Origin of the sequence: Microcystis sp. M083S1 (assembly GCF_020246405.1) — a bacterium.
Lineage (GTDB): Bacteria > Cyanobacteriota > Cyanobacteriia > Cyanobacteriales > Microcystaceae > Microcystis > Microcystis aeruginosa_C.
The window spans coordinates 1-18,580 of the sequence record NZ_JADBTB010000240.1 but is presented as its reverse complement, the minus strand read 5'-3'; the positions used below and the strand labels follow the sequence as shown (position 1 = coordinate 18,580).

The following is an 18,580-nucleotide window of genomic DNA, read 5'->3' as shown; positions in this document are numbered from 1 at the left end:
TATCAAAGTAATTTGAGTTTCGGTGCTGATTCGGATCATCTTTCAATTTGACAACGCCAATTTTTCCCCAATCCAGTCTTTGACAATAGCTTGTAACGGTAAATCACGACGCTGACTTTCTTGCTCAAGAGCCTCTACCATCCATGAGGGAAACTCAAACGCAATTGTTTGTTCCTCGGAATTAGAACGTTTAATTTTAGTTAAATCCAAGTATTCGATGATATTTTCTCCATCATCAAATTTGCGGTCAAAATCTTCAGCTTTCATAAATTTTTACCTCTTCAGGTCTAGAGCGTTTCCGTGGCTGCATCTCAATTTGGTCGAAATATCTATAGGACATTTTGGGCGCACGCAGTTCGATAAACTCACTGACCCCTAGGCGATCCTACCATAATATTATGGTAGTGACTGTATCGGCAAAATTTATAGTACAATTGATCTAATAAATTTTGGAATTCCCTTGCTGCTGTTATCAGTAAAAAGTTATCAGGTAGAACCTGAAGGGAGCGTTCCCAAGTAAAAGGGAACGAGATATCACCTGACTATAATCTTGCTGGTTTTCTTGGATCTTGTCCAATGGCTCAGGGCAGATTTGAACTGCCGACCTTGGGCTTATGAGTCCCCTGCTCTGACCAACTGAGCTACTAAGCCGTTGTTTACACAGTTATCAATCATAACACATAATCACCCGATTGCACAAGAGCAAAAAAGGGAAGAAAAAATCTTCCCTTTGCGGGCATCTTTAACGTCTGCCTGGCAGGAAAGCCATCGGATTGACTGCTCCCTGGCCGGAGGGGTGAACCTCGAAATGTAGATGGGGGCCGGTGCTAAAACCGGTGCTGCCCATGTGGGCGATTGGCTCGCCTTGCTGAACAGTTTGGCCGCGACGCACCAGCAGACGGCTGTTATGGGCATAGAGAGTGACGCTACCATCGGGGTGACGCAGTTTCACCAGATTGCCATAACCGCCAGAATTCCAACCGGAGGAGATTACTTCACCGGCGGCCGCCGCCACAACTGGTGTACCCACTGGACCGGCGATATCGATGCCGCGATGAGGTCTGCCCCAGCGCCAACCGAAACCGGAGGTTAACACCCCCCTGGTGGGCCAGATAAAGCCGGTAAAAATAGGGGCGGGATTAGGTAAATGCTCATCAGGATTAGCGAGGGGAGGAAGGGAAGGTTCTACGGTTTCGCCGACGGGAATTCGTAGGCGATCATTATATTCTTCCACATTGGTAGGAGCCGAACCGATAATCTGGGGGGGGGTGCTTTGGTTAGAACGCGAACGAAGGGCGGTCCATTGGGGATTAGCGGTTATTTGCCGATCCTCGACAGTTTCTGCGGGATTATCGACGGGAATAGCGATACTTTTCTGGGTTTCCGAAAGGTTAGTTTCCCGCAGATTAGCCACCTCTTGGCGCAATCTTTCCCGATAGCTGCCGGTGATATTTTCGGGGAATTCTTCCGTCTCCGTGGTGACAGTTTCCGCGGGCGGATTTTGTCGATTGCTGGGGTTAAAGGACAACCTAGGGCGATCGCCGACCAAGGGAGTAAGATTTTGATTAACTCTAGCGGTGGCAGAGCGGTCGGGAACCACTAGGGTTTGATTAACTTTAATCCGGTTGGGGTTGTCAATGCCGTTTTCCCTAGCTAATTCGGCGGGGGTAATGCCGAGAGCGCGAGCGATCGTGTTTAAGGTATCCCCGGGCCGAACCCGATAAACTTGGTTTTCTGGGGGAACTATGACCCTAGGATTGGGAACGGCGGGAATTTCAGTCACAGGAGCCGGATTTCGTAGGGCAAAGCTGGGAATTTCCGGTCTGCTTGTCAAGGGAGGATTAAGGGGAATTGTGGCTATCGGGCGATCGCTTTCAGGGGTGGGAACGGGAATCGGGATCACCTGGCTAGTTGGTTGGGGGGATTCTTCGGGAGCGATAACGGGAATCTCGACGCTAGTTGGCGAATTATCGGGAACGAGAGCGGTAGTTTCAGTAACGATTACTGTTTCCCCATAATGGGACTGATGGGGGGTTTCCTCGGTCCGTAAGGCGGCCAAACTTTCTTGGAGACGTTGACGGGTTTGACGGAGACTAGCAGAGGAACTATCCAACTGCTCAGGAGTTGCTGCCGGGGCTGCCGAGGGCAACTGCTCAGGAGTGGGTATTTTTAAAGTTTGTCCGATAATCAAATCGGAATGGGGGGAGAGATTATTGCTGTTAGCGATCGCTGTGGGGGTGGTTTGATAGCTGTCGGCTAAACTCCACAGGGATTCTCCCGGTTTTACCTGATGCTCCACTACTGATGTGGCGATGAATTTGACGGTGGCCAGTGCTTGGGATGGGATTATCTGCGGTTCTTTGAGTTCTTTACCCGCAGCTTTGGCTTTTTGGGACAGGTCGATCACTTCCCATTCTAAGGGTACAGAATTGGCGGCCTGGGCTGATTCTGAGGTGGAGTTGAGAATGCTAGGTACTCCCAGAGAGAGTGCTAATCCCAGCAGAGCAACTGAGTAACGGACTCGGTTAGACTCAGCGGTGCAATTCTGTTCTGGGGTAGCGGATGTGATGGGGTGGTGGATAAAAGTCTCTTTCAAACAGACCTCCTGTGGTGTAAAGAGTTAGCTAGAGCCAGTCGATTAAGCCGATGGGTCTAGCTTTCAGCATTAGCCTTGAGGCTAGAGTAGAAGTTAGACAACTTTACTTTTTAGTCAAAATACCTAAAGGTGACTTTTAGGAGAGATTAACTTAGATTTTGAAATCATGCAAGTCTCCCTCTGACCATTAGCACCGGGATCACGGCAAGTTGGTGACATTTTGAATGTCCAGATTGACGATGCTCTATCTCAGTTGTTCCAAGCTGATCAGCATTTTTCGTCTTGCCAATTTTTGCCAGTTTTTTGATAGAAATTTTTTATCGGTTTTGCCGTTTAGAAAGAAATTATTAATGATTCGCTGCTCGAAAAGAGCAACGATAGCTATTGGGGGGGCAATAATTAGGGTTTGCCCAAAAAGTTTTTCGTGGGTGTGGGGTGTGGGGTGTGGGGTGTGGGGTGTGGGGTGTGGGATTTTACCGATTTTCAGGGAAAAAGTCAAAATTTCGCCTCCCACAAGGTTTTTAGATTTAATCAGCCAACCCTAATTAAAAAGAATACACGGCTGTTTTGATATTTTGGTAGTTATCATCTAGGTCTGATTCTAGGAGAATAATCGCAGTAATTCTTCTAGTCATCTCGCTGACTTCCTGCACTTCTGCGATAGTTAATCCCCGTCCTAATAATTTTTCCTCGCGATAACTTAGCCATTTTTTAATGACTTGATAACCCCCGATGGTATATTCCCACACCCGGGCCGGTATATTTTGCCAATAGGCTCGATCGTTGAGATAAATATCATAGGTTTTGGTTCCTAATAATTTTCGCATTTCTGGGCTAATTACGCTCATTTCTGCGGTTGTATATTGTCTGGCGATCGCTTTTCCTTTACCCGGCATTGTCACGCCATTTTTACCCCCGTGTCCCCAACCAACGTTAATAATTAAATCCCCCTTATCCGGGTTTAAATTTCCCCCATCAGTGCAGGAAATCAAGGCGATTTTTTGCATTGCAGGGGTCGGTTTTTTGGTGACTCCTATAACGGGGTTTTCTGTGTCTAAAAGAGAGGCGATCAATTGTCCTAGTTGGGCGGATTTAATTAATAATTCTTGGCTATTGGGAAGGGGAATCCTTGGGAAGTCTTGACGAATACCGTCGGCATTTTCCCGAAGATACAAGGGAGAGTACCCAATCGCTAATGCGTGCAGCCAAATTAAGGAAGCATTCTCGATATTTTCATCAAGATTATTAATACCCAGTTGATTTAAGTATTGACGAGATTTTTCTGAAAGATTGGCTTTTATTGAAGGAATATTCAAGTTACTGGAATCGAATAATTTTCCTTGAGTATTATCTTCTGTATTCACCTTCTCTAAATTTTGACGTAATCGTATAGGAAAATAATAAGCATGACCTCTTTGAAAATCATTATCTCCTAACAATTGTGTATAACATATTGGTATTCCTTCAGGATTAGCAACTCCTGCTGGACGACTCATAAGAAATGAATTTCCTTCCCAACATTGTGACCATAAATCAGGTCTGGAACGATTCCATAAAGGACTAATCTTGCTGTAATAACACCATCTAACTTCAAAAGGTCGAAGTAAATAGCGTATAATGTTATTTTGTTGAAAACCTTCTGATTTTTGAACTTTTAAGCGTACTTTTTTGGCTTCAAATCCACTAGCATCTTCCGTTAATCCAGTTTTTAAGGTTTTAAGTTCTTCCCATGTTATCGAAGTATCATAATACATTTTAATTCTTTTTTCTAAACTTGATTTATCAATATCAATTAATGCTCCTCCCCTTTTTTCCATTAATCCATTGCTAGGTGGTTTTTTACATAAATCTGTTAACTTTGGCCATGCTAAATAGTGAGAGGAAACATCGGAGGGACGGAAAGAATAACGATTAGATTGTTCTGGGTTAGAGACTTGATAAAAAGCATCAAAATCTTGATTATTTAAGCTTTCTAAAAGTTGTGACCTTCTTTCAACTGCTTTAGCTGCATCAATATCATCTCGAAATAAGACTTTAGTTCCTTGCTGAGAACTATTTTTCAACCAAAGAGAAATCACCACTCCCTGTTGAATTCCTGCTGAGAATCCGGGTATTGAGAAAATTGTCTCACTGGTTCTACCATCGGGTGCATATTCAGAAATTTTGCGATTTCCGTGCATATTTTCGATCCAGAACTTATTGAAATTCTTTAATAGATTTTGTCTCAAGACAACAAAAGAAGGTTCACTAACCCAAGAATAGTTAGAAATATAACAAACAACCCCTTTACCGGTATTTTCTGAAATACATCTTTCCGCTAAACGAAAAAAGCGCACATATAACTCATCCAAATTAAACTTTTTAATCCCCCAATCGGAGATTAAACCCTGTTTATACAATTCCACTAAACCTGCTTCTTCTGCGGGACTGGTTCCAGCAAAAGCATTGTAGGGAGGATTACCGAGAATAACTAAAATCGGTTTACCGCGCTTAACTTCATCAGCTGCCTCTCGTTCCTTATTTAACTCTGGAAAACTTAATTGTAGCTGTTGAATTTTCTGTTTACTTTCCTCATCGGGAGGTTGCCAACCGGTTAAAGCATTAGTCAGATAAATCCCCACCCGTTCACTATCTTCTATTAAAGGTACACCCAAACTTTGCAGGAATAAACCTAATTGTAGATGAGCGACGACAAAAGGAGCGGTTAAAATCTCGAAACCGAAAATTCTTTCTATGGCTGCTTTTTTTACCAAAGCCATGGCTAAAGCACCCGCCCCATTTTCCTGTAAAGTATCGGTAATATAGCGCAAAACCTCGACTAAATAAGCACCGGTGCCACAGCAAGGATCGAGAACATAAACATCGGGATTAGCTAAACCGTCCTCGATATTTAATTCTTCTCGTAAAACTCGATCGACTCGCGCTACCATATAGCGAACAATTTCTGGAGGAGTGTACCAAACTCCCAATTCTTTGCGTAAATCGGGATCAAAAGCTTGCAAAAATGGTTCATAGAAATACTGTACCGCTTGTCCCTCATCGAATTGACGAAAAAATTCCTCTCGTCGCACTCGATTTAAAGCTGCACCGGTCCAATTCAAAACTTCTACTAATCCCAAAGATTTTAACTTACTCGGTGCGGCGATCTGCTCAAATAGGATCGCTAACATGGGAACATGGAGATGGTGGGCTGCGGATTTCCAATCGAACTTATCCTCTTTATCCTCGCGATTGAGGTTTTGCTTGTGCCATAATACCCAAGCGGAGAATAAACCATAAAAGAGGGTTTGCACGAGGGTAGAACGGAAAAATTTATTCCCCTGTTCCCGTTCAAATTTGATACCTAGGGCATTTTCTAAAGCTTGACGAATATTGGCCAGAGCGGGAAGATCGGAATGATGTTCTAAGCGTGCTTTTGCGTCCCGCGCATAGGAAGCAAGAAACCAAGCAACATCGGCCGGTGAGGTGATAGGAGCCGCCTGTAAAAGCACTCTCTTTAGGTATTCTAAGAGGCTATCACCGTGTTCGGCGGCAAATTTGGATGGATTTGAGGTTTTTAGCCAAAACTCGGCTTCTGACGGGGCTAAACTATAGGCTTCTAATTCTACCGGTTGACCTTGGCTATTGCGACCGATGAGCAGAAAATCGCGATAATTGCTGACTAATACTTGACCGTATTTTTGCCAGTATTTTTGTACTTGCTCGCTGGTGGCGATTTTTTTTATATCTTCTTTGGTTCCCTTAATCTCGATCGCGCCTCTTTCGGGAAAAATCGCCGTAAAAGGTTCTAATTCTTGATTTTTGGGGAATTGATCGACGTTAAAAAGTCCCCCGTCCGGCAATCCCGCACCCTGATTTCTGAGGTTGATAATGCAGCGCACTCGCGGTTTTAGGGTTTTACCGATTTCGTTGAGGAGAGTTTCGAGAGTGCCGTAGTAGGAGGTTTCTTTTACCGCTGCTTGGGAGGAGTGGATTTCGTGCAGGTTGCGAAAATAATTGACGAGGGGATTCATAAAAACTGTGGTCTAGATAATTAAGGTTAATATGCCCCGATATAATCAATTTGGAGATACTGGATTAGGCATAATTGAGTAAAAACTCGCACAATTTCGGTTTCAGACTTCTGCGGCTTTTTCTTGCTCAATCTCGGTCTCCAATTCTTGACGTAATTCTTCTAGAGAAGTGGTGGCAGCTGTCTGAGATAATCTTTCTTGTGACCAATTTAAGGACTGAAAAAGTCGTTGAGCGTTAGCTGGAGAGCGCAAAAGATAAACTTCTTCTAATAAAGCGGATAATTCGTCAGCAGCAATCAAGGCCACATCATGATGACCCTGACGTTGGACAATAACGATCGAGTTTCCCAGTTCTACTTGTTCTAAAACCTGAAGAAAATGTTCTTGTGCTTGGGTATAGCTAGTATAGGTGGTGGGGATGGGCAGCATGGCCATTAATCAACTCCGCAGTCAAAAAATTAATCAATGGGTGCGTTAACCAAGAGTAACGCACCCCGAGGAAATTACACCGAAGTTAAGGTTTTCTCCGCGCTAATTTGCGCTTCGGGACTATCCGCTTCCGAGGGAGGGACTACTTGCCAGAATTGACCGAGATAACTATCCCAATTAGCTAAAATTAACTTACCTTTGGGGCTATTAGTGCGTTCTACATGGGCCTCAATTAAAGATTTTAACTGTTCCGCACCGGCAGCCGTGGCAACCCGTTGAATCTTGACAATTTCGGGGTTAAGTTTCTCCGGTAGGGACGGATCAAGGATATAAGCTAATCCTCCTGTCATCCCGGCGCCGACGTTGCGACCGACGGAACCAAGCACGACAATTACCCCCCCGGTCATGTATTCACAGAGGTGATCCCCGGCCCCTTCGATAACTGCTTTTGCGGTGGAATTGCGAACAGCAAAGCGTTCACCAGCGCGACCATTAGCGTATAACACCCCACCGGTGGCCCCGTAGAGACAGGTATTACCGATAATAGCGTTATCTTCGGGCTGATAATTGGCGTTTTGGGGCGGTAAGATGACAATTTCGCCGCCGTAGATGCCTTTACCCACATAATCGTTAGCTTCTCCCTCTAAATGGAGATTGACACCGGGTAAATTAAAGGCTCCGAAACTTTGACCAGCCGCACCCTGGAAATTGAGCTTAATTTCGCCTTCAAAGCCGTCATTCCCGTATTTTTGGGCAATTACCCCCGCAATTCTCGCTCCGACAGAGCGATCGGTATTGACAATCCTGTAGGTTTTGCTGACGGTTCCCTGTTGCTCGATCGCCTGTTTAATCTCGCTATCGGCTAGAATCTCGTCATCAAGGACAGCACCGTTACTATGTACTTCCTCGTGCTGCAACCAAGAGCGATCGCTGCGGCCATCGGGTAAATTCAATAAACAATCAAGATTGAGGGATTCTGTCTTAGTTAAACGAGCATCGGAGCGCACTTTTAACAGATCTGCTCGGCCAATCACCTCATTTAAACTGCGATAGCCTAATTTCGCCAATAATTGCCGCGTTTCCTCGGCCACCAAAGTAAAGAAATTGACCACATGAGCGGGAATTCCTGGAAAACGAGCGCGGAGACGTTCCTGCTGGGTAGCGACTCCCACAGGGCAATTATTCGTGTGACAGACGCGGGCCATGATACACCCCTCGGCAATCATGGAAATGGAACCAAAACCGAATTCCTCCGCACCCATCACGGCAGCCATGAGGATATCCCAACCGGTTTTTAGTCCCCCATCTGCACGCAAAATCACCCGATGACGCAGTTGATTTTCCATTAACATCCGATGCACTTCCGTTACTCCCAATTCCCAGGGACTACCCGCGTGTTTGATCGAACTTAGGGGTGATGCACCTGTACCACCATCGTGGCCCGAAATCTGGATAATATCAGCGTTAGCTTTGGCAACTCCGGCCGCAATTGTACCGATACCGATCTCGGCCACTAATTTGACGGAAACTTTGGCCCGGGGGTTAATTTGGTGTAAATCGTAGATTAATTGTGCTAAATCTTCGATCGAGTAGATATCGTGGTGAGGAGGGGGAGAAATCAAGGTAACACCAGGTTTTGATCGCCGTAACATGGCAATATAGGGACTGACTTTCTTCCCGGGTAATTGACCTCCTTCTCCCGGTTTTGCTCCTTGGGCCATTTTAATCTCTAGCTGTTTTCCACTCATTAAGTATTCGGGAGTGACTCCAAAACGACCCGAAGCTATCTGTTTAATGGCAGAATTGGCTGTATCACCGTTTTTTAAGCCGTTTAGGTGAGGCATGGTCACGGAATGTCCCTCGGCATCCACATCGCTTAAGCTGGTGTAACGGATCGGATCTTCTCCCCCTTCTCCGGAATTGGACTTACCTCCGATGCGATTCATGGCGATCGCTAGGGTTTCGTGTGCTTCCCGGCCCAAGGCACCGAGGGACATTCCCCCTGTGCAGAAGCGTTGCAGGATACTTTCGATCGATTCTACTGCTTCGAGGGGAATTGAAGCTCGATCGCTGTTAAATTCTAATAGATCGCGTAAAGCGGTGACAGGTCTTTGCTGCAAGATTTGACGATAGGTTTCGTAATGGTCATATCCTTCCCCTTGGGAGTGAGCGGCCACGGCTTTATGGAGTGCTTTCGCCATTTCCGGGGAATTCATGTGGTATTCTCCCCCCGGACGGTAGTTGACAAAACCGTAGTTTTCTAGTTTTTTAGCGGTAAGATTGGGGAAAGCTTTACTGTGGAATGCGATCGCTTCTTGGGCCACTTCAGCAATGCTTAAACCCCCGACGCGACTGGTAGTACCGTTAAAAGCTAGTTTAACTAAATCTGCCGATAATCCGATCGCCTCGAAAATTTGCGCCCCATGGTAGGAAGATAGGAGAGAAATACCCATTTTCGAGAGGATTTTCAGTAATCCTGCTTCTACGGATTTGCGGTAGTTAATTAGGGCTTTTTCGAGGCTAATAGCTTCTAATTTGCCGTTTTCCATCAATTTCTGGGTTTTTGGCTCGATCCACCACTGGGCGATCGTTTCTAGGGCCAGATAGGGACAAACTGCGGAAGCGCCATAACCAATTAGACAAGCGAAGTGATGGGTACTCCAACACTGGGCCGTGTCGATAACGATCGAAGCTTTTAAACGCAAGTGTGAGCGAATCAGGTGATGATGGACGGCACCAACAGCTAATAAGGGGGGAATATAGCTAGTTTTTTCGTCAATAGGAGCAGTTCTGTCACTGAGAATTAAAATTTCTGCTCCCGATTCTACTTTCTTGGCGGCCTCAGCGCACAAATTAGCGATCGCGGTTTCTAATCCCTGCGGTCCGGTGGTCAGATCATAAAGGGTAGAAAGTTCGGCTGTTTTGTAGCTAGAGGTTTTAACTTTGGCTAATTCCGCATTATTGAGCAGGGGAGAGTCTAATTTCAGTAAATGTGCGTCATCAACCCCTAATTTAAGTATATTGCCCCGTCGTCCCAGATACATAGTCAAGGACATGACTAAACTTTCGCGTAAAGGATCGATGGGGGGGTTAGTAACTTGGGCAAAACGTTGTTTAAAGTAATCGTAGAGAAGATGGGGTTTACTGGAGAGGACTGCTAGGGGAGTGTCATCACCCATACAGAAAGTCGGTTCTTTTCCCTGTTCTGCCATGGGAACGATAATCATATCCACATCTTCGGCAGTATAACCAAAAGCGGTTTGCAGGGGAAGGAGATGACTAGGAGCGGGAATGTCTATCGCTGTTTCTTTGTCAATCAAGGTGCGTTGGGATTTCACCCATTCACCGTAGGGATTAGCTCGGGCAATTTCCTGTTTAATCTGCCAATTACGCTTAATTTCGCCTTTTTCTAGGTCCACTGCGAGCATTTGACCGGGGCCGAGACGACCTTTTTCCATAATGGTGGTTTCATCGAGGGGAATAGTTCCCGCTTCCGAGGAAACGACGATATAACCATTGTTAGTAATGCTATAACGGGCCGGTCGCAAACCGTTGCGATCTAAACAAGCGCCGACGATTCCCCCGTCACTGAATACCAGTAAAGCCGGACCGTCCCAGGGTTCCTGTAAACCGCTATAGTATTCGTAGAAGTCGATAATTTCGGGATAATTCTGTAAATCCGGCTGATTATTGTAGGCCTCCGGCACTAGGATCATAGCCGCTTCTAGGGGACTGCGACCGGTTCTCACCAATAATTCTAGGGCGCTATCGAGGTTATAGGAGTCGCTGTTAGCGGGGTTAACAATGGGGGTCAGGGATTGTAATTCTTCGTGGGTCCAACCTTGGGTTTCTAAAGCGGGTTCCCGGGCCGACATCCAGTTAATATTGCCCAAAAGGGTGTTAATTTCGCCGTTATGACCCAATAAGCGCATCGGTTGAGCGAGGGGCCATTTTGGTTGGGTATTGGTGCTAAAACGACGGTGATAAATGGCAAATTGACTGCTATAGGCGGTATTTTGCAGGTCTAGATAGAATTCTCGCAGGATTTCGCCCCGTACCATCCCTTTATAGACAATGGTGCGACAGGAAAAGGAACAGAAATAGAAATCATCGGCCAGTTGCTTACCGACTTCAGAACGGGCAATATAGAGTAGGCGATCGAATTGAGAACCGGCTAAATCGGGGGAAGTCACCAGAATTTGCTCGACGTAGGGTTGATTTTCCCTTGCTTGTCTTCCGAGGACTTGGGGACGGACGGGAACAGCACGCCAACCTAAAATCTTAATATTATATTTATTGACAATTTCCTCGATGTGTGCCTTAGCCTCGGCGCGTTCTTGGGCCGCTTGGGGAAGAAAGACCATCCCCACCCCTAGTCGCTCAGATTCTGGCATATTTAAGCCATTTTCGGCGAACCAAGGAGCGAGGACATCTCTGGGGATAGCGGTCATCATACCGGAACCGTCCCCGGAATCCTGATCGGCGCTGCAGCCTCCCCGGTGTTCCAAACAACCTAAGGCTAAAAGGGCCTGTTCAATCAGTTGATGGCTGCCAGAACCGCGCACATCGGCAATAAAACCGACTCCGCAAGCGTCCCGCTCCTCTACGAGCCATCGGGGACCCCAATAGGGATCGATTTGGTGTATATTGTCGGTTTTTAGGTTATTTTGTTGCGCCATAGAAGTTATCCTTAGGGTCGTTGTCTAGAAGGGTGGGATAGTTGGTCTGCTGAAAGGGTCAATCTAGAATAGAATTTTTTTTGATCTTGCCGTTTCGATTGTCGCTGATTTTCCCTAATTTTTGCCTGTTGCCATCTTTATCTTGGCCGGTCTGAGGAATCACAGGTGATCTACCATGATATAGTAGCTCTCAGGAATTGTCATCGAAAATCCCCTGGATGGGGTGAAACATCCTGTTAGGTGCTTATTTTGGCAGAATATTCTCAGATTATAAATATTATTGGAGCAATGGGGTCAAATTCAGGACAAGACTTTCGCTAAAGAGGTGGGTAAATCGGCCAATTTTTCCACCACTGTCACCCCAGCTTCTTGAAAATGACGTAAGCTATCTTTTCTGGTATTCTTAGCGGCAACAGAGTAGGAAAGTTGGTTAGAAATAATTGTTTCTGTATCACCGAAATTGGTTTCAATGGCTGTATTTAACCCCACAAGATAGGCAATCACTGGTTTTTCGATCGCCGAGGCAATATATTTGGCCGCCTCGATTTCGGCCTTTCCTCCCACCTGACTGACGAGGAGAATTGCCTCGGTATTGTCATCTTCCTCGAAAACCTGCAACCATTGGGACAAATTGGAGCCAATAATGCCGTCAGTACCCAAATTTACCGCCATAGATTCACCATAACCCGCCGCTGTTAAAGTTTTCGCCACTTCATCCCCTATGCGATCGCCACGCGTGATCAGACCGATTGTCCCCGATTGATAAAAATTCGGTTCACAAATACCCAACCAAAGATAATTGGGAATAATCACACCCTGGCTGCCGGGGCCGAGAATTAATGTCCCGGTGGTACTAGCTATCTTTAATAATTCCACCAGATCCAAGGGGGGAACTCCGGGGGTGACGATAATTAATTGGGGAATTGCTGCTGCGATCGCTTCTAAGGCCGCATCTAGGACTTGATTGGGGGGGACTAAAATTAAACTGGTCTTGATTTCTCTGGCTTCAGCAACGGCCTCGACCACTAGATCAAACACTGGTATCTCTGCGATTATCTCACCACCGTGGCCACTAGCCACCCCCGCTACTAAACAGGTTCCCTGAGCTTTCAATCGTGCCGCATAATATTTGCCTAGGGGTCGATCGATCCCTTGCATAATTATCTGATCTTTATCTGTCCATTTCATATATTAAGTGTTGGGAGTTGTTTCAGTAAACAGTAAACAGTAATCAGTAAACAGTAAACAGTAATCAGTGAGACACTGTTGATGGGAGTTTTTTTCAGTGGTCAGTAAACAGTAAACAGTAATCAGGTTCTGAAGGCAAGAGTCACTCATGCAAGAGGCAAAAGAAAGAATCTGGCAATTCTCCCACCTAAAAAGAAGGTTAGAAACTAGGCACATCAAAGCTTTTAGCTTAACCAATTAGGTTTTAGATTCGGCCCTTGTGAACTGAAAACTCACATCTGATTACTGATGACTGATGACTGATATACTTTAGCCGTTCATAATCTGAGATTTATTAAACTTCTGAAATCCTAGAGTGAGCAAGGAATCCAGTTCTTTTTTATGTTTCAGATGGGCATCATTCAGACATTCATAAATAGTTGAAGAAAAGTCGGAAAAGTTTTCATAATATTTACCATATAAACATTTCTTTTTGACAAATTTCCCCAGGCTTTCAATTAAATTTAGATTAGGCAATAAGACGGCAGATAGAGTAATTCTATTGACAAAGAAAGAGCCAATTATTCAACAATTTTACATTTTTGATAGCGGGCATTATCTAATACTAGAGTGATTTGAGGAAAAAATGCAAGTTATAGCCGTGCAAAGTATAGCTCAAGAGAGCATAGGCTATGATCGCAATCACAATATTAACATCAAATATGTTTGCTCCACCAGATGAAGCAGGGCTAATGAATAAGGTGGAAAATGGCTCAATGAAAGGTGCAGATAGATGATTAATCAACTGAGCAAATTGATTTTGTGGGTTCGCACCAAACAAACGCAGCAAGAACCTCATTACCAGTGGTATTTGCACTATTCCTGCCAGCCCGAAAATGCTATTAATTATCCAATTTAAGGTATTACTTCGTCTGGCAGATCGCAGGCGTTTCTCTTCTTGATCAAGTCGAAAAGCCTCTTCATCATGTAGCAGTTCTCGTCGCCGCTCAAGATTGGTTTCATCATCCCGATCGTGATTCATTCTTAGACCTCAGAGTCAATATTTTTCTGATTTAAATAAATTCTCCAATCAGTGGCGGGTACAAGCCACCACTGATTGTTCCCTCCGACCTACTCCCTTTCAACTTCTGCCTCCTTTTTAGGATTGCTATCCCTTAACTCTATTGATCGAGAGAAAACGGGCTTGCGAGTTTTCAAGTTAAAGCGGAATCCTTGAGGTAAGATGTGCAACCTGACTCCACACACTGCCATCGCTTCATCTTTGAGCAGTTCGTCTAAATTATCATAAGTTGCTTCTGATTCATCGACAACTGTTATAGCCCCACGCCCCAGCACTTTAAATTCGTCACCGTCCACAACTACTGCTGTATCTTCGTCAATGCCAAAGCCTAAGTTAGCTGGCTGCTGTAAGAGAGCGGAAATCAGGCGACCTAGCCGTCCGCGCTGGGCAAAATGCTGATCGATCACCACTGAGTGCAGAAATCCCATTCCCGGACCCATCTCTATGGCATCCATGCGTGCGTTGGTTTCGGAGTCTCCTTCAATAATCATCAGATCGGGCATTATGGCAGCACCGGCACTTGTCCCACCTACCACCATTCCCTCCCGATTGCGTTGGTGAAGTAAGGCATCTAGCTGAGTTCCCTTGATGTGTTCAATGATTAGGGCTTGATCTCCCCCGGTAAAAAACGCTCCTGTGGCTTCCTCAATGATTTTCAGGTTTTCTGGATCGTCGGCATCTTCCCTGTGAATGGTATCGAGGACACGCACATCCTCGACACCGAGTCGCTCAAACACTCGGGTATAGGTTTCTCCAGCCGAACGAGGCTCACTTGTTGCCGCCGTTAACACGGCAATTTTAGCTTTAGTCCCGCCAGCACAGCGAACAAACTCTCGCAAGATTTGACAATCTCCTTCTTTGTCTTCTGCTCCACCAATGATGATTAATTGCCCGCGCTCTTTTGTGGATTCCATACAAAAACTCCTTGAATAACTAAACAGCACAACAACATAAAATTAAATTATGATCGTTCACACCTCCCCTACCCAATACCGTTCGGTTGAGCAAAGCAGCCCCCACCCCCCTCAGTCCCCACCCCTCTCTTATCTCCCCTTTCAGGGGAGACGATAGAATTACCCCTTAAGGGGGATTTAGGGGGTGGGATTGACATCCTCACCGCCCTAAAAGGGACGGTGATTCCTAGACCTCACGATCTAGGTTTCTGCTTCTTAGCAGTTGCCTTCACAGACTCACTCTGTTCGGGTCTGACACTCGCGACCCAGACTGATACCGCAAGCCCTGCGGCCAAAATGTTTTTACTGGCGTTAACATCCCTTTCATGGCAAGTTCCACATTCAGGACACTCCCATTCTCGGACACTTAACGGCATTTTCTCAACGATATGCCCACAATTATTGCACCGTTTTGAACTAGGAAACCATCTATAGCGTTTCTCGCATCTGTGCGGCACAGTTAAACCTTTACTGATTAAGCTGTTCAGGCTCGGGAATGTACCTCGTGTGAATCAGAAATGCTATATCTATTTCCCGATAGTTTCTCCCATACCAACGGCATTTATAGGCTCATTGTCGAGTGATTTCTCCCCAACTAACATCTGATATAGCTTGAGCTAGTTTCGGGTTTTTTACAGGGTGAGAGCATCTCAAACGCTATTGACAATTGGCCAATTTTGTCATCCGCGTGGGCATTTCAAGTGATACCACTCAATCAGAATAGTTACGAAATCGACCAAATGGGTCGATTTTTGCTTAACAATTGAGATGGCAAATTCTCCTCAAATATGCCTGAATCGTGGGCAAGCAACTCACATAAAGTTCATTTTGTCAAGGATTGTTAAGATGCGCTTACCTTGGGGTTTTTTACCAGGTTTTTTACCGCTAAATTCTCAACTACAATCGTTTGGTTTTCACGAACTAATTGAGTGGTTAGCTTATGTAAATGGTCTTTTCTGCCATCGGTGATTCGAGCCTGAATCTTAGCTACTTTGATTCTTGCTTTTTCCCGATTTTTTGACCCTTTCTGTGTTCGAGAATGAACAATTACCGTCGCCTCATGAACAAGTTGTAGACAACGCCAATCAGCACCAAAACCAAAAGCAGGTGGATTAAGCCGCCGCCAATGTTAATGGAGAATCCTAACACCCAGAGGATGAAAAGTATAACAACGGCAGTCCAAACGAGATCGAACATATTTCCCTCCTTGATTTAGAGAAAAGTAATGAAAATTCAGTCATCGATCCTTAATTGAGTATATCTTGAACCGTATCTTTTACGTCTTCTACTGCATTGCGAACTTGGCTTTCGACTTGTTTAGCTTTTCCAGCAACTTGATCTTGGCGGTTGCCAGTAGCTTTACCTATCGCTTCTTGAGCTTTGCCTTCAATGTTCTTTGTGACTGCTTTTGCCCTCCCTTTTAACTTCATCTGGTCTTTTATATCTTCTGCTGCGTTACGAGCCTGACTTTCGACTTGCTTGGCTTTTCCCATCATCTGATCTTTGGGATCGCCTGTCATGTTGCCAATCGCTTCTTGAGCTTTGCCTTCAATATTTTTCGTAACTGCCTTGGCTCGATTCATGCTTGCGATTTGAGTCTGCGATTGGGTGGGTAAAGTTGCAGCCCAACTATTTGTAGTTCCAAAATCAAAAGCTATAGTAATTGCCAGCATTATAGTTAAAATAATGGTGACAAAAAAGCGACGAATCTGTTGAAGTGACATCATTTTAACTCCCCAAAAGAATTTGATGAATCGATGATACATGGATGATGAACAACTACTGTCTAGATCCTTTCGATAAAGATTTTTCTAGTCTTTGACGGCGTAAGTTTACCGAGGGAGAGATCTTCGACTTCTTTGAGAAGCTAGATATCTGGTAATATTGGGTTTATTTACGCCGCCTTGTCCTAGTGTTTCACCTGTCTCGAAAGAAACCATTTTTTGAGGAAGAGTTCCGATGAAAGCCTGGTTTCAATCATTTGTCTGAATGGCGGTTGCTGTGACAAACGACCTACTAATCAATGATTTTTTTGACTTCCTCTTTCACATCTTCGATAGTGTGACGAACTTTTGCCTCTGCCTGTTTTTCCTTGCCCTCTGCTTGAGCTTTGGAATCGCCAGTCAGATCTCCTACTGCTTCTTGAACTTTACCTTCGATATTTTTGGCGGTTGCCTCGGTTCTATCTTTTAAGCTCATGATGCTCTCCTTATTGAATTTGTTGGATTTGAGAACTGCTTACCTAAGTTGAGCTAACAATTCTGCTTCTGGTATTACTGTAACGGGTGGTTGTTTGATTTACTGTATGAATTGATTGAGTCTGTATGAATTGCTTGAATACGACACAAAATGTAACGATACCGTTTCTGCAAGCATAGAACTTACGCATTGACAAAAAGGCTTAAATGTGGGTGGTCTAATTTTGTTAGTCTTAGATACAATTTCTCTCTCGACTCTTGACAAAACCCTCTCCGATTTGATTTCCTGACACAAGGGCATCTCTTATAACAGAACAACTGATGAGAAACATTACGAAGCCAACAACTGCTCAATGTAATCTGGCTATTTACACCCTATTTTTGCTCGGCGAACCTAAATATATAAGCTGTGTTCGTTTGGCTCAAATTCTGGGCAATTTATCTCATGACAGTGTCAATCTTTTATTGTGGCGAGAGAACTATACACCCAAGGATTTGTTGGATGAAGTGGCTCCTCAAATCGAACTTGAAGGAGGAACAATCAGTACAGACGATATGGTAATTGACAAGCCTTATAGTCACCCAGCTAAAGCTGAGTTAATCGATTACTTTTACTGGTGGTAAACACAAAAAAGTAGTCAAAGGTATTAACGTAGTTACCTGATATTATACCGATTGTAAAGGAAGGTCAGTTCCCGTTAATTATTGAATCGTTAATAAACAGGAGGGTCAGACAAAACATGAATATTTCTTAGAAATGTTGGACGAAGTAAAAGCTTGGGGATTGAAACCAGAGACAGTCACAGGAGATAGTTGGTATGCTGCCAAAGAAACCATGAATACCCTTAAAGACAAGGGCTTTCGGGGTTTGTTTGCTCCTCATCGAAAATTTGGGTCTGAAACCCCGCCGTTTTACGGCGGCTTTACTGTTAAATATTAGCACATTTACGAAATATATGCTAAAATGTGAGGTATGGAAAAAGCCTATTCTTACCGATTTTACCCGACACCAGAACAAGAGTCGCTATTGCGGCGCACATTGGGCTGTGTAAGATTAGTTTACAACAAAGCTCTCCACGAACGAACACAAGCTTGGCATGAAAGACAAGAAAGAGTAGGATATGCTCAAACTTCTTCAATGCTAACTGATTGGAAAAAGCAAGAAGAATTAGACTTTCTCAACGAGGTAAGCTGTGTACCTTTACAACAAGGGTTAAGACACCTACAAACAGCTTTTACTAACTTCTTTGCTGGTCGTACTAAGTATCCTAACTTTAAGAAAAAACATCAAGGAGGAAGTGCCGAATTTACCAAATCTGCTTTTAAATTTTAAGACAGACAAAGCTATTTAGCTAAATGCACAGAACCTTTACCTATTCGATGGTCAAGACAAATACCAGAAAGCTGTGAGCCAAGTACAGTAACAGTCAGATTACATCCTTCTGGACGCTGGCATATTTCAAT

Annotated in this window: 14 protein-coding genes, 1 tRNA gene and 4 pseudogenes; 3 read left to right on the top strand and 16 right to left on the bottom strand. The window is 44.6% G+C overall.

Features of this window, described 5'->3' with window-relative positions:
- Positions 1 to 42 precede the first annotated feature (42 nt).
- From brnA to IM450_RS21460, 16 genes and pseudogenes are all read right to left on the bottom strand, one after another.
- The gene (gene brnA / locus IM450_RS21535; protein WP_002759052.1) at positions 43 to 267 is read right to left on the bottom strand and encodes a type II toxin-antitoxin system BrnA family antitoxin; all 225 of its coding nucleotides are present in this window, start codon (positions 265 to 267) and stop codon (positions 43 to 45) included.
- Positions 268 to 577: 310 nt separating this feature from the next.
- Positions 578 to 651, bottom strand: a tRNA-Met gene (locus IM450_RS21530).
- A gap of 91 nt (positions 652 to 742) precedes the next feature.
- Positions 743 to 2,569 carry a peptidoglycan DD-metalloendopeptidase family protein gene (locus IM450_RS21525; protein WP_287665390.1) on the bottom strand — a complete coding sequence of 609 codons (1,827 nt, stop codon included), beginning with the start codon at positions 2,567 to 2,569 and terminating at the stop codon, positions 743 to 745.
- Between the two features lie 271 nt (positions 2,570 to 2,840).
- Entirely contained in the window at positions 2,841 to 3,110 is a 270-nt protein-coding gene (locus tag IM450_RS21520; protein WP_287665365.1) for a hypothetical protein, read from the bottom strand.
- A 31-nt stretch (positions 3,111 to 3,141) separates the two neighbouring features.
- Positions 3,142 to 6,609, bottom strand: a complete 3,468-nt coding sequence (locus IM450_RS21515) for a type ISP restriction/modification enzyme (RefSeq protein WP_287665368.1) — start codon at positions 6,607 to 6,609, stop codon at positions 3,142 to 3,144.
- Positions 6,610 to 6,711: 102 nt separating this feature from the next.
- On the bottom strand, positions 6,712 to 7,044 hold the full coding sequence (locus IM450_RS21510) for a type II toxin-antitoxin system Phd/YefM family antitoxin (protein ID WP_002763237.1): 333 nt from the start codon (positions 7,042 to 7,044) through the stop codon (positions 6,712 to 6,714).
- 68 nt (positions 7,045 to 7,112) lie between these two features.
- Positions 7,113 to 11,717, bottom strand: coding sequence for a glutamate synthase large subunit (gene gltB / locus IM450_RS21505; RefSeq protein WP_287665372.1), 4,605 nt, complete (start codon positions 11,715 to 11,717; stop codon positions 7,113 to 7,115).
- Between the two features lie 300 nt (positions 11,718 to 12,017).
- Complete coding sequence (locus IM450_RS21500; RefSeq protein ID WP_287665374.1) at positions 12,018 to 12,905, bottom strand: succinate--CoA ligase subunit alpha; 888 nt, start codon at positions 12,903 to 12,905, stop codon at positions 12,018 to 12,020.
- Between the two features lie 309 nt (positions 12,906 to 13,214).
- Positions 13,215 to 13,519: pseudogene (locus tag IM450_RS21495) on the bottom strand (transposase); the annotation flags it as partial.
- Positions 13,510 to 13,926, bottom strand: coding sequence for a YggT family protein (locus tag IM450_RS21490; protein ID WP_287665376.1), 417 nt, complete (start codon positions 13,924 to 13,926; stop codon positions 13,510 to 13,512). The pseudogene IM450_RS21495 and the gene IM450_RS21490, both read right to left, overlap by 10 nt.
- Before the next feature lie 89 nt (positions 13,927 to 14,015).
- Entirely contained in the window at positions 14,016 to 14,879 is an 864-nt protein-coding gene (locus tag IM450_RS21485; RefSeq protein WP_002803198.1) for a cyanophycinase, read from the bottom strand.
- Positions 14,880 to 15,112: 233 nt separating this feature from the next.
- Positions 15,113 to 15,572 (bottom strand): annotated as a pseudogene (locus tag IM450_RS21480) (RNA-guided endonuclease InsQ/TnpB family protein); the annotation flags it as partial.
- A 196-nt stretch (positions 15,573 to 15,768) separates the two neighbouring features.
- Positions 15,769 to 15,957: pseudogene (locus IM450_RS21475) on the bottom strand (transposase); the annotation flags it as partial.
- 8 nt (positions 15,958 to 15,965) lie between these two features.
- Positions 15,966 to 16,115 carry a lmo0937 family membrane protein gene (locus tag IM450_RS21470; RefSeq protein WP_149978494.1) on the bottom strand — a complete coding sequence of 50 codons (150 nt, stop codon included), beginning with the start codon at positions 16,113 to 16,115 and terminating at the stop codon, positions 15,966 to 15,968.
- 50 nt (positions 16,116 to 16,165) lie between these two features.
- Positions 16,166 to 16,642 (bottom strand): CsbD family protein, encoded by a 477-nt coding sequence (locus tag IM450_RS21465; protein WP_002803199.1) that lies wholly within the window; start codon positions 16,640 to 16,642, stop codon positions 16,166 to 16,168.
- Positions 16,643 to 16,934: 292 nt separating this feature from the next.
- Complete coding sequence (locus tag IM450_RS21460; RefSeq protein ID WP_287665381.1) at positions 16,935 to 17,117, bottom strand: CsbD family protein; 183 nt, start codon at positions 17,115 to 17,117, stop codon at positions 16,935 to 16,937.
- Positions 17,118 to 17,437: 320 nt separating this feature from the next.
- Between IM450_RS21460 and IM450_RS21455 the strand changes: the two genes are divergently transcribed.
- From IM450_RS21455 to IM450_RS21445, 3 genes and pseudogenes are all read left to right on the top strand, one after another.
- Complete coding sequence (locus IM450_RS21455; protein ID WP_002803201.1) at positions 17,438 to 17,740, top strand: hypothetical protein; 303 nt, start codon at positions 17,438 to 17,440, stop codon at positions 17,738 to 17,740.
- 133 nt (positions 17,741 to 17,873) lie between these two features.
- The gene (locus IM450_RS21450) at positions 17,874 to 18,056 is read left to right on the top strand and encodes a hypothetical protein (RefSeq protein WP_287665384.1); all 183 of its coding nucleotides are present in this window, start codon (positions 17,874 to 17,876) and stop codon (positions 18,054 to 18,056) included.
- A 33-nt stretch (positions 18,057 to 18,089) separates the two neighbouring features.
- A pseudogene (locus tag IM450_RS21445) lies at positions 18,090 to 18,580 on the top strand (RNA-guided endonuclease InsQ/TnpB family protein); the annotation flags it as partial.